The sequence below is a fragment of the Providencia sp. PROV119 genome, from assembly GCF_028482435.1.
Lineage (GTDB): Bacteria > Pseudomonadota > Gammaproteobacteria > Enterobacterales > Enterobacteriaceae > Providencia > Providencia stuartii.
Genome location: NZ_JAMPQL010000002.1, coordinates 144,665 through 157,409, shown reverse-complemented (window position 1 = coordinate 157,409; position 12,745 = coordinate 144,665). Strand labels below are relative to the sequence as shown.

Below are 12,745 nucleotides of genomic sequence, written 5' to 3'. Positions count from 1 at the left end.
AATAAAAAAGCCAGCTCGAAAATGGAGCTGGCTTGGTTAGTTAGTATACTTATTACTTAAAGAGGTCAGCGCTGATGGTTACGCTACCGCCATTTGACTGCCACTCACGTGTGATATGGAAGTATTTGGCACCTTTAGCTTCAGCACGTTTGGCAATTTGATAACGCACTTCTGGTGTATTGGTGTAATAACCCGAGAAAGTGATCGAATCAAATGGAACCATTTGTGCAGCAGCGGTTTTATTAACTTCTTCGATAACATAGCCACTTGGCAATGTTACGCTGGTTTTGCCTGGTGCACTGCTTGATGTTTCAAAGAAACGACCAACGGCAGTAGTTGGTTCTTCAGATGAAGCAACGCCAGGAATACGTACTTTTTTGGCGGCTTCACCACCTTCCGCTAATAATGCTTGACCCGCTTCTGAATCTGCTGGTACGACAGCTTCCTCTAGCTGAACTTGGCGCTTAGGCGCATCTTTTTTATAGACATAAGCGGTAGCTAGGGTATTTCCACCATCGTTTACAGCGATGTTACGAACAACATAGAATGATGCTGCGCCTTTTTCTTTTGCTTTCTTCGCAATAGCTTCATAAAGATCAGGCTGAGAAGGGTAGAAACCACTGACGGTAACAGCATCAAATGGTTCATACTGTGTTGCGTCTGCTTTTGACATCTCTTCAACGCCACCAAATACGCGACGTTTGCTTTCTTCCACAGATTTTGCATCTTTTTGGTAAAGATCTGCAACAACGCGCATGTTACCGCTATCACCCACATCATCAAGGCTCTGGATATAGAAAGCGTAAGCGCCTAATTTATCAGCCCGGCGTGAGACGGCATCGGATGCTTCATAAATAGCATTAAAGCGCCCAGTCACTGTTATGCGCTCATAAGGTTTTAACTCTTCAGCCTGTTTGGGCGTCAGTTCAACAGCTGCCTGTACAGCAGTAATACTGGTTAATGATAACACCGCGGCTGCGATGGCCGTAGTTTTCAGCTTCATACAAAATCCTTCCGACTTGCGCAATTTATTTTAAAAGTGCTGAACTTTAGTTGTATCACATGGCTATGATTATTACACGTAACCAATCAAGTTGTCTCATAATTTTATTTTTTATAAGAAATAAATATTCATTGACTAGTCATAATTACCAGATTTTTTTAGCTATCCAGTATTTTATTGACCTAAAACTAAGATTTTCACTGCGAATTCCATTTACTGTTTAAGAATCGAGATCAATTATGGATCAAGAAGGTTATTTTCAGTAGGTTATTAGAACTCCATAGAACTGTTTTCGGCTAAAAATAGGACTTTTCTATCTAAGATGGTTAATTTTTAGCAAATTTAACAAATACAAAATTACTTTGGCTTTGAAAAGGGAACATTATGCGTATTGGTATACCTAGAGAACGACTTGCCAATGAAGCTCGTGTTGCTGCTACACCCTCGACGGTGACTCAACTGATTAAGTTAGGTTTCAGTGTCTGTATCGAAAGTGAAGCAGGACATTTAGCGAGTTTTGAGGATGCGGCTTATGAGCAGTCGGGGGCTGAGATTGTTGATCGTGACACCGCTTATTCAGCCGATATTGTTTTTAAAGTCAATGCACCACTAGACGATGAAATTGGATTACTGAAAGAAGGTGCAACGCTGGTGAGTTTTATCTGGCCAGCGCAAAATGCTGAATTGATGGATGCCTTAAAAGCAAGAAACATCAATGTATTCGCTATGGATGCAGTGCCGCGGATTTCCCGTGCGCAATCATTAGATGCCTTAAGTTCAATGGCAAATATCGCAGGTTATCGTGCAATTGTCGAAGCTGCTCATGAATTTGGTCGTTTTTTTACTGGTCAAATTACAGCAGCCGGTAAGGTACCGCCAGCGAAAGTGATGGTCATTGGTGCTGGGGTTGCTGGGCTGGCGGCAATCGGTGCTGCTGGTAGCTTGGGAGCGGTTGTACGTGCATTTGATACGCGTCCAGAAGTTAAAGAGCAAGTGCAGAGTATGGGAGCCGAATTCCTTGAGTTAGATTTTAAAGAGGAAGCAGGCAGCGGCGATGGCTATGCGAAAGTCATGTCCGAAGCGTTTATTAAGGCGGAAATGGCTTTATTTGCTGCACAAGCTAAAGAAGTCGACATTATCGTCACTACCGCACTCATTCCTGGGCGTCCAGCACCTAAATTAATTACCAAAGAGATGGTTGAGTCAATGAAACCTGGTAGTGTGATTGTTGACTTAGCGGCGCAAACAGGGGGGAACTGTGAGTTAACCCAAGCGGATAAATTGGTTGTGACTGATAATGGTGTCAAAATTATTGGTTATACCGATTTACCAAGCCGTCTACCGACTCAATCATCGCAATTGTATGGCACAAACCTTGTTAACTTGATGAAGTTACTGTGCAAAGAGAAGAATGGCGAAATCAATATTGATTTTGATGACGTTGTGATCCGCGGTGTTACCGTTATTAAACAAGGTGAAATCACGTGGCCTGCTCCCCCCATTCAAGTATCTGCTCAGCCGCAGGCGAAGCCTCAAGTGGCGGAAAAAGAAAAAGCGCCTGAGAAGAAGAAAATGTCGCCTGTAGTTAAGTATGGCTTAATGGCATTAGCGATCATTCTATTCGGTTGGTTTGCAAACTCAGCGCCAAAAGAGTTCTTATCACACTTTACGGTATTTGCCCTCGCTTGCGTTGTCGGTTATTACGTTGTGTGGAACGTAACACATGCGTTGCATACACCATTGATGTCTGTCACCAATGCAATTTCAGGCATTATTGTTGTCGGTGCAGTATTGCAAATAGGCTCGGGAGGATGGGTTAGTTTCTTATCTTTCATTGCCATATTGATTGCAAGTATCAATATATTCGGTGGGTTTACTGTTACCCAGCGTATGTTAAAAATGTTTCGTAAAGGATAAGGGGTAACGTATGTTGTCGAGTGGAATTGTAACGGCAGCTTATATTGTTGCTGCTATCCTATTTATATTCAGCCTAGCAGGGTTATCACGCCATGAAAGCTCTCAGCGTGGTAATACTTATGGTATTGCAGGTATGGCGATTGCTTTACTGGCTACCATCTTTGGCCCAGATAGTGCCAATATTGGCTGGATGATTGTTGCGATGGTCATTGGTGCAGTGATTGGTATTCGTCTGGCCAAAAAAGTTGAAATGACCGAAATGCCAGAATTGGTCGCTATTTTACATAGCTTTGTTGGTCTAGCGGCTGTTTTGGTTGGTTTTAATAGTTTTATTGCCAGTGAAGGTCATGCAGACGCGGTGATGGAAAATATCCATCTGACGGAAGTGTTCTTAGGCATATTTATTGGTGCGGTCACCTTCACAGGATCCGTGGTGGCTTATGGGAAATTGTCCGGTAAGATCTCATCGAAACCGATGATGCTACCTAATCGCCACAAACTAAACTTAGCGGCGCTCGTTGTCTCATTTGTGTTATTGCTGATCTTTGTTAAAACAAATAGTGTTGGCTTACAAGTCTTTGCCATGCTGATCATGACGGTTATTGCTTTGGCATTTGGCTGGCACTTAGTTGCTTCGATTGGTGGTGCAGATATGCCAGTTGTTGTGTCAATGCTGAACTCATATTCAGGTTGGGCAGCCGCTGCGGCAGGTTTTATGTTGAGTAATGACTTGCTCATCGTGACAGGAGCATTGGTCGGTTCGTCGGGTGCTATCCTCTCTTATATTATGTGTAAAGCCATGAACCGCTCCTTTATCAGTGTTATTGCTGGAGGCTTTGGTACAGATGGCTCCTCAACGGGTAATGAAGAGGAGATGGGCGAATACCGTGAAACAACGGCGGAAGAAGTGGCAGAATTATTGAAAAATTCAACCTCTGTCATTATTACTCCAGGTTATGGATTGGCGGTTGCTCAAGCACAATATCCTGTTCACGATATTACGGCTAAGTTGCGTGAGAGAGGCATCAATGTGCGTTTCGGTATCCACCCTGTAGCAGGGCGCTTACCTGGGCACATGAACGTCTTATTAGCTGAAGCAAAAGTACCTTATGACATAGTACTGGAAATGGATGAAATTAATGATGATTTCTCTGATACCGATACAGTATTGGTTATTGGTGCGAACGATACTGTTAACCCTGCGGCACAAGAGGATCCAAATAGTCCAATTGCCGGCATGCCAGTGTTGGAGGTTTGGAAAGCAAACAATGTGATTGTATTTAAGCGTTCAATGAATACCGGCTATGCAGGTGTACAAAATCCATTGTTTTTCAAAGAAAACACGCAGATGTTATTTGGTGATGCAAAAGCCAGCGTTGATGCGATTTTAAAAGCACTTTAATATACTAACCTCAAAAGCTCTGTAGGCAACTACAGGGCTTTTTTATGGGTAAAAATGGGTTGTATAAGAAACTATCTTATTAAAAATTCAGTCTATCTCATTATGTTGTGCATTAGTTTCATTTTAATTTTAAAACCGGAGAATAGAAAATAGCCGTCATTTTATCGTCCACATGATGCTATTTTATTCACTTTAATCATAACGAGGAGGCCAATATTATGGCTCTCAACTGTGTAAATAAGGCTTCCTCACGATTACCAATGGATTTGTTTCAGGATTGGACATTGATAATGGGTTAGCATTGGGAATTAAATAACGTATTACAGTGAGTCGACGAGGGGGGAGCCGTTAATATCTCTGCTGAAGGTAAATTAGAGATATTTTCAATTAGATAGTTTTTATATTACCCAATATACAAATTTTATGAGTAATACTGCTGGCAAAAATAGTGGGGATACTAATTTTTGCGCATTGAAGCACTGAATGTGTATTCATTTATCGCAAAAGCGCTGAGTTACCTACAGCGCTTTTGCCACTTTAAAATAAATCTACTTAAGGTTGAGCGATAAAATTAATCATCATCAACTGTGATTGGGCAAACGAAACCATCAGGCTTAATCGCTAATAGGTCACATTTCAATTTGTCGATAACATGTTCTGCTGTATTCCCAAGAAAAGCTGCGGAAATCCCAGTTCTGCCTAATATACCTAGGACAACGACGCCGGCATGTAACTCCTCACAGATTTCAGGGATGATTTTCTCAGGTAACCCTTCACGGACGTGAGTGTATTTTTCATCAATCGAAAATTTCTGGCGTAATTCCTTCATGGCAATGAGATGTTGCCCACGTAGTGCATTGTTATAAAGGCTTGGGTCGAAATCAGGTAGTTCTATTGCAATATTCATTGGCGCAATAGGGTATGCGCTGACCAAATGAATTTCCTGATCTTTCACAATACGTGTTGCTAAATCCTTCGTTTTCTCAACCAACTTAATATTGAGGTCATCATGATAGGATTCTTCATTTGATAAATTGACGGCCACAACAACCGAACCATGATCTGGCCAGACTTTATCTTTAACCATCCATACAGGAGAAGGGCATTTTCTTAAAAGGTGCCAGTCCAGCGGCGTAAAAATAATCGACTCAAAGTTATCTGTTTGATGAGCCATTTTCAGAAGCAGGTCGTGTTCACCACTAATCACTTCCTGAATGATGGCTTCGTAAGGTTTATTATGCCAAATCACTTTAATTTCTATCTCAATACCTGCTTCCAGATAGAAATGCGCTTGTTGTTTAATCCAAGCAGCCTTTTGATTAATGACACCCTTACGCATTGCATCACGCTCTTCAGGTGATAGCAACGTGGTCATATCATAAGAGAGATCATAGATAGGTAAGAATGCTTTAATCCGTCCACCATTACGTTGCACTATGTAGACAGCACGTCGTAATGCTGGTTGATCATCCTGATTTGGGTCAATTGCAACTAGGAGATTTCTATAGTTTGCCATATTAAAATCCTCATAACGGCTGGACATTCCCTACTAAAGATAAACTAAGGTATTGAGGAAAAATAGGCAAGATTTGATGAAAAATAATAATGATGGGTCACAAAATAGTGACCCACCGAGAATTATGAACAAGAGACAGTGGAGACTTTACCTGCAATATCAGTCAGTTTTTCCATATCTTCAATAGTGATATATTTGCCTTTAACACTTAACATGCCGCTTTTTTGGAAACGTCCTAAAAGTCGACTAATCGTTTCAACGGTAAGGCCTAAATAGTTACCAATATCACCACGAGTCATCGTTAAGCGGAATTCTCTTGGAGAGAAGCCGCGCTCTGCAAAGCGATGAGACAGGTTAAGAATAAATGCAGCTAAACGTTCTTCCGCATTTTTCTTAGACAATAAAAGGATCATTTCTTGATCGCCTTTTATTTCGCCGCTCATCAAACGCATGATTTGTTGGCGTAGATTAGGCATCTTACCTGACAAATCATCGAGAGTTTCGAATGGGATTTCACAAACCATTGATGTTTCAAGAGCTTGTGCAAAACTTGGGTGCTGTGTATGTATAATTGCATCAAAACCAACCAGGTCACCAGCAAGATGGAAGCCTGTAATTTGCTCATCACCTTCTTCAGTGATGGTGTAACTTTTGATTGTTCCTGAGCGAATGGCATACAAAGAACGTAATTCATCGCCGGCTTTAAACAGCGCCTGACCCTTTTGAATCGGTTTTTTACGTTCAATGATATTATCAAGTTGATCCAGTTCATGTTCATTCAGTGTGAAGGGAATGCACAGTTGGCTAATACTGCAGTCCTGACAATGAATAGCACAACCACCAGACTGGATGCGACGAACAACTCTTTTTTCTGGGATCATATTAAATGCTCAATACAAGTTAAAATTATTGATATGAGTCAATTTTAACATAAGATAATGCAACTGATAAGTAGAAATATAAAACAGAAGTATCTCAAATAGAAAAGCGTATAAAAACAAAGTAGTTAATCAAATTACATAGTTCATTATAACATCATGATATTCCTTATTTAACTTAAATAACCATTAAGTTAAGTAAAAAATTCTTTAATAGATAAAAGGGGTTATCTATTAAATATCTATTTAAAAGATATATTTTGATAAATTTAAAAATTAACATTAGTTATAATATTTAAACAATAATGCAATATTCGACTTAAAAATGAAAACTTCAGAGGAGCATCAAATGGTAAATAATCCATTAAATATTCCCAATACGATGAAAGTAATAAATATCGCGGAGCACGGTGGAGCAGAAAAACTGCAAATAATTGAACAACCATTGCCCGTACTATCAGAGGGTTATTTATTGGTTAAAGTTGAGGCTGCTGGTGTTAATCGCCCTGATGTTCTTCAACGTATGGGGGCTTATCCGCCACCTCCAGATGCTTCACCTATTTTAGGGCTTGAAGTCGCAGGAACCATTGTTGCAAAAGCAGACGATGTTCAACAATGGCAGATTGGAGATAATATTTGTGCGTTAGTTGCTGGAGGTGGTTACGCCGAATATTGTCTTGTACATCAAGATATTGCATTACCATTAGGTCACTTATCATTTGTTGAGGGAGCGGCTATACCTGAAAACTTTTTTACTGTTTGGGCGAATGTTTTTCAGATTGGTAAATTGAAAAAGGGTGAAACAGTGCTCATTCATGGTGGAACATCCGGTATTGGATCCGTTGCTATCATGTTAGCAAAAGCATTTGGTGCCACGGTGATCACAACAGTCGGCTCAGCAGAAAAGGTAGAAGTCGCAAAATCATTAGGGGCGGACTGTATAATTAATTACCGAAACGATGATTTTGTTCAACACACTCTTGATTACACGCGTTCTCAAGGGGTTGATATGGTTGTTGATATTGTTGGTGGTGATTATGTGGATAAAAATTATCAAGTCGCCGCAAAATTCGGGCGGATCATTCAAATAGGAATGATGAAAGGTAACCCTAAGAGCCTCAATTTAATGCCTTTAATGATTAAACGTTTGATTCACACAGGGTCAACCATGCGTTCACGTACCGTTGCTGAAAAATCCAGCATCGCCGCAGAGTTAAAGCAGCACGTTTGGGGGATGTTGCAAAAAGGTGAATTAAAACCTTTTATTAACAAAACCTACCCGTTAGACCAAGTGGCTGATGCTCATCGCCATATGGAATCTGGCGATCTTTATGGAAAAATAGTGTTAATTAACAAATAATTATTTTCCTATTGAGATTTATTGAGTCATGAAGATTTAATTTTTTCATGGCTCATTGGCTTGCTCATTTATAACAAATGATTTACATTTTCAAGTGGTTTTAGCGTAAATATCTCTTTACAGCAGACTAATTTTCGAAATTTTGTTCCTGCGCACAAATCCGATTGAAATAAATACGAGTTTATTAATATTTTAACAATTATGGATTATACCTATAGCTAAGTTGGCACATTAACGGCTTGCCTATCAATAAATAACCCAAAGATAATAAAGATAACAAGATCATTAATATATTGTTGTCTTTTAAAGATATGCATCCGTTATATCACTTTCCAATGATAGTAGTTACTTAAATCAAATATGCCATTAAAAGCATGGGCATGATTTAAAGGTGTAGTGATAATGACAAATTTTAATAACTCAAAAATGAATGTAGATGCTTTATTTCTAGGACCGAAATCTGAAAATGCAGTATTTTTCAGAGAGATGATGGAATATGCGGTAACGGAACATATGCATTGGCGTTCAGGCTACCACCCAGAAGACCCTGAATATGTGACAACGGTCGATCGTTATGCACCGGAATATAGGGATACTTTATATCGAACAGAAGGTATTTTAAATCAACTCTCTTCTAAGTTAAAAACAACATCAATCCCATGGTTTTCTCCTCGTTATATGGGCCACATGAACGCGGATACCTTAATGATATCGAATCTCGCGTACGTTATGGCAATGATGTACAACCCAAATAACTGTGCCCAAGAGTCTTCCCCCACCACAACAGTACTCGAGCTAGAAGCAGGGTTAGACCTGTGTGCAATGTTTGGTTATGACACTAATCAGTCATGGGGGCATATTACTTCAGGCGGCACTGTCGCTAATTATGAGGGGTTGTGGGTTGCTCGAAATATTAAAACGTTACCTTTGGCAATAGCTAAGCATCCTCAGGCTCGACAATTACTAAAAGAGGATAGTGAGAAAGCGTTGCTGAATATGCCGACCTCTGCTGTTTTAGATCTTATCGATGATTTAAAGAAACAAGGATTATTTGAAGAAGTCAGAGAAATGACTTGTCGTGGTGAAGGGGTAGAACAAGGGAAATTAGGTAAGCTATTAGTCCCGCAATCTAAACATTACTCTTGGATGAAAGCGATGGATATTTTGGGGTTAGGACAACAAAATATCGTACAGCTCCCCGTCGATGCCAGTTATCGCACTGATACTGAGCAAATGAGACAAATTGTGTTTTCATTGATTGAACAAGGTGAGCCTATTTTAGCCGTAGTGGCTGTTGTAGGAACAACGGAAACGGGCGCGATTGATAATGTCGCAAAACTGATTGAATTGCGCAGAGAGTGCGAAGCGCGTTTTGGTGTCTCGTTTTATATTCATATCGATGCCGCTTATGCAGGCTATGCTTGTGCCATGTTCCGTGATGAGAATAATCAATTCCTTGATTATGATGTTTTGATTAAACGTTACCATCAGGAAGGTATTTTCCCCTCCGATGTTGTTTGGCCAAAGCCAGAGGTTTATCAAAGCTTCAAGGCATTACAAGAAGCGGACTCTATCACGGTTGATCCTCATAAAGTGGGCTTTATTCCTTATGCGGCAGGAGCAATCTGCATGAAGGATAAACGTATTGTTGATCTCATTTCTTATCATGCCGCTTATGTGTTTGAAGAAGTTGCAGAAAAAGGGCGTAAAGCAGAAAAGCAACAAAACGTATTATTAGGCTCTTCAATCATGGAAGGGTCAAAAGCTGGAGCCACGGCGGCGGCGGTCTGGGCGGCCCATCGGTTAGTTCCGCTAAATATTCTCGGTTACGGAAAAGTGATAGCAGCAGGAATAACCACTGCGAATTGGATCATTGAAAGTATCAATACCTGTGAGGCATTTGAAATTGAAGATAGAAAATTCGAAATTATTGCGCTGCCATCGCCTGATTTCCATATGGTCAACTTCATGTTTAAGGAAGTTGGTAATCAATCATTAGAAAAGCAGAATCAACTGAATAAACGCCTTTATGAGTTGTGCTCATATGCCGCAGGCCGCTCTTATACGAATGACTTTTTAACTTCCTCAACATCCTTAACCTCGGAAGAGTACGGTGATAATCCACGAAATTTCTGTCGTGAGGCTGGCTTTAGTGATCAAGAGTGGGATAAGACTCAGTCATTATATGTATTAAGAGCCGCGATCATGACACATTGCTTACGGGATAAGCAGCATTTCACCGATTTTTGGCAAGAGTTGAAAAATATCTTTGAAGGCAAGTTGCAACAGCTTATAGATGAAGAAAATAAATTAAATCATTCAAAACAAAAAATAACGCTATAAACTTCTTGGCTAGGATCTCAATATGAAAAATCGCACACTTGGCAGTATTTTTATTGTTGCTGGCACTACGATTGGTGCTGGTATGCTTGCAATGCCGATAGCGGCAGCAGGTAACGGCTCTACGATAAGTTTAGCAATGTTGTTCGTGCTTTGGGCATTGATGTGTTACACCGCATTATTACTTGTCGAAGTCTATCAACATGAGTCCTCAGAAACGGGTATCGGCTCTGTTGCTCAGCGCTACTTAGGCTCAGGCGGTAAATTTATTACCGGTTTTAGTATGATGTTCCTGATGTACGCACTAACGGCGGCTTATGTTAGTGGTGCAGGGGAAATTATTACCTCCAACTTAAAAAGCAGTTTTGCTATTGAGATGGCTGATTGGATGGGGATTGTTATTTTTACGGTGATTGGTGGTGGTGTCGTGTGCTTTGGAACATCATCCGTTGATTTTATTAACCGTATTTTATTCGCAGCAAAAATTGTTTTTCTAGTCATTATCTTAGTGTTAATGATGCCACATGTTGAGCAGCAAAATTTATTGTCTGCACCAACAGAGAAAGTCTTGATCCTCTCGGCTATTCCTGTGTTTTTTACCTCATTTGGTTTCCATGGCAGTGTGCCAAGTGTTGTGAAATATATGGGCGGTGATGTGAAAAAATTACGGATAATATTTATTATCGGTAGTGCTATCCCATTAGTTGCCTATATTTTATGGCAGATTGCTACGTTAGGTAGCATTAACCCTACAACCTTTGTCGGCATTCTTGCAGAAAATTCAGGATTAAATGGCTTACTGGATGCTATCCGCAATGTTGTGATGTCGGAAAGAACCCAGTTTATTGCTCAGATGTTTATGAGTTTAGCGCTCGCCACCTCGTTTCTCGGTGTTGCTTTAGGGCTATTTGATTTCTTAGCGGATTTATTTAAGCGCCAAGATAATATGGAGGGCCGCCTGCAAACAGGATTATTAACTTTCTTGCCACCATTAGTCTTTGCGCTGTTTTATCCGAAAGGATTTGTCATGGCATTAGGTTTTGCGGCGATTGCATTATCTATTCTTGCACTATTGTTACCTAGCGCGATGGCATTTAAATCAAGATTGTGTAATAAGCGTAAATATCAAGTTACCGGTGGCACACCTGCACTATTTATCGTGTTCTTGTGTGGTATTGTGGTGATCGGTGTTCAATTGGCAATTGCCTTCAAAATACTGCCAAACGTAGGGTAATTGACCTTTTCATTCAAATCAATAAAGCCAATCACGGACTCAACGGATTGGCTTTTTTTATTTCACGTCGATCATTGCTAATGCTTTTTTATCGATGGCATTTTATTAGCATCTCAATAAGAATAATTATCATTAGCATTTTATGCAAAAAAACAGATATATCTAAACTGGTAATCTTCAAAAAATCCACTATTATATTAGATATATCGGTTTTTAAGACCTAAAGGGGTTCTGAGAGTATTAATGAATAATGAACAACAAGCGGAACCGTGCCTTTGTGATGGTAAAAGCTTAAGCCGTATGTTTAACCCAAAACAGTTGCGTGTCTACATTCTGCATCTCTTGGCTGATGGGGCAAACTATGGTTATGAATTGATAAAAAAGATAGGGCAGGAAACGGCGGGTTTTTACTGCCCAAGCCCTGGTGTGATTTATCCAACATTAACATTATTAGAAGAGTTGGGGCTGATCACCGCGTATAAGGAGCAAGGAAAAGGGCGTAAGTGTTATTCGCTGACACCTGAAGGAAAATGTTTTCTATTATTGAAAGCTGATATTTTAGCGGAAGTTCAGCTAAAACTCAGTTATGCACAAGAGCTTACGGCTGGCAACCAATTTGCCAAAGAAATAGAGCTTGCTGTTGATAGATTTAAATCATTGCTGCGACACAACATTGTTTTGCAGGAATTGACTAAAGAACAATCAATGCGAGTTGTTGAAATTATCAACAGTGCTGTTGAACGTATTGAACAAGTCAACTCGGTATTGACAGTAGAAGGGCACGAACATGGCTAAAACCAATGATATTATTCAGGCAAAAGAGTCTTCATATATGAAAGATAACGTAAAGACATCACCTAATATACCATCTAACGAAAGTACGGAATCGGCCGAGGTAAAACCAGAGGCTGCATTAGATAAAAAATTTAAAGAGGTTGTTTGCCCAAAAGTACCGACATCTTATTTTAAACGAGCTAAACGCCAGCGTACTAAATAATAAAATAGGTTATTTTGCTGATTTATTATTCATGGTAAAACTTTTTGCACTTTAATTCGCTATTTTAGTGGAAAAAGGCCATGAAAATAAAAAAATAG

The 12,745-nt window shown here is 39.9% G+C and carries 10 protein-coding genes; 7 read left to right on the top strand and 3 right to left on the bottom strand.

Translation table 11 applies throughout. The features are described 5' to 3' along the window. Window positions 1–52: 52 nt before the first annotated feature. Window positions 53–1,003 carry a DUF1471 family protein YdgH gene (ydgH, locus tag PSF11_RS03045; RefSeq protein WP_004919577.1) on the bottom strand — a complete coding sequence of 317 codons (951 nt, stop codon included), beginning with the start codon at window positions 1,001–1,003 and terminating at the stop codon, window positions 53–55. Window positions 1,004–1,387: 384 nt separating this feature from the next. Between ydgH and pntA the strand changes: the two genes are divergently transcribed. Next, on the top strand, window positions 1,388–2,920 hold the full coding sequence (gene pntA, locus PSF11_RS03040) for a Re/Si-specific NAD(P)(+) transhydrogenase subunit alpha (RefSeq protein ID WP_004919579.1): 1,533 nt from the start codon (window positions 1,388–1,390) through the stop codon (window positions 2,918–2,920). A gap of 13 nt (window positions 2,921–2,933) precedes the next feature. Beyond that, window positions 2,934–4,322, top strand: a complete 1,389-nt coding sequence (gene pntB, locus PSF11_RS03035) for a Re/Si-specific NAD(P)(+) transhydrogenase subunit beta (RefSeq protein ID WP_014658317.1) — start codon at window positions 2,934–2,936, stop codon at window positions 4,320–4,322. Between the two features lie 571 nt (window positions 4,323–4,893). Here pntB and uspE read toward each other — a convergent pair. Beyond that, window positions 4,894–5,838, bottom strand: coding sequence for a universal stress protein UspE (gene uspE / locus PSF11_RS03030; RefSeq protein WP_014658318.1), 945 nt, complete (start codon window positions 5,836–5,838; stop codon window positions 4,894–4,896). A gap of 122 nt (window positions 5,839–5,960) precedes the next feature. Continuing rightward, window positions 5,961–6,719 carry an FNR family transcription factor gene (locus tag PSF11_RS03025; protein ID WP_004919586.1) on the bottom strand — a complete coding sequence of 253 codons (759 nt, stop codon included), beginning with the start codon at window positions 6,717–6,719 and terminating at the stop codon, window positions 5,961–5,963. A 346-nt stretch (window positions 6,720–7,065) separates the two neighbouring features. On the opposite strand from PSF11_RS03025, the gene PSF11_RS03020 reads away from it, so the two are divergent. From PSF11_RS03020 to PSF11_RS03000, 5 genes are all read left to right on the top strand, one after another. Beyond that, a complete protein-coding gene (locus PSF11_RS03020) occupies window positions 7,066–8,076 on the top strand; it encodes an NAD(P)H-quinone oxidoreductase (protein WP_014658319.1) in 1,011 nt (336 codons plus the stop codon). A gap of 402 nt (window positions 8,077–8,478) precedes the next feature. Beyond that, complete coding sequence (locus PSF11_RS03015; RefSeq protein WP_014658320.1) at window positions 8,479–10,419, top strand: pyridoxal phosphate-dependent decarboxylase family protein; 1,941 nt, start codon at window positions 8,479–8,481, stop codon at window positions 10,417–10,419. 82 nt (window positions 10,420–10,501) lie between these two features. Continuing rightward, entirely contained in the window at window positions 10,502–11,650 is a 1,149-nt protein-coding gene (tyrP, locus tag PSF11_RS03010) for a tyrosine transporter TyrP (RefSeq protein ID WP_306463368.1), read from the top strand. 243 nt (window positions 11,651–11,893) lie between these two features. Continuing rightward, entirely contained in the window at window positions 11,894–12,445 is a 552-nt protein-coding gene (locus PSF11_RS03005) for a PadR family transcriptional regulator (RefSeq protein WP_040133115.1), read from the top strand. After that, the gene (locus PSF11_RS03000) at window positions 12,438–12,647 is read left to right on the top strand and encodes a hypothetical protein (RefSeq protein WP_004919597.1); all 210 of its coding nucleotides are present in this window, start codon (window positions 12,438–12,440) and stop codon (window positions 12,645–12,647) included. Before PSF11_RS03005 ends, PSF11_RS03000 begins: the two co-directional genes overlap by 8 nt. The last annotated feature ends 98 nt before the right edge of the window (window positions 12,648–12,745 follow it).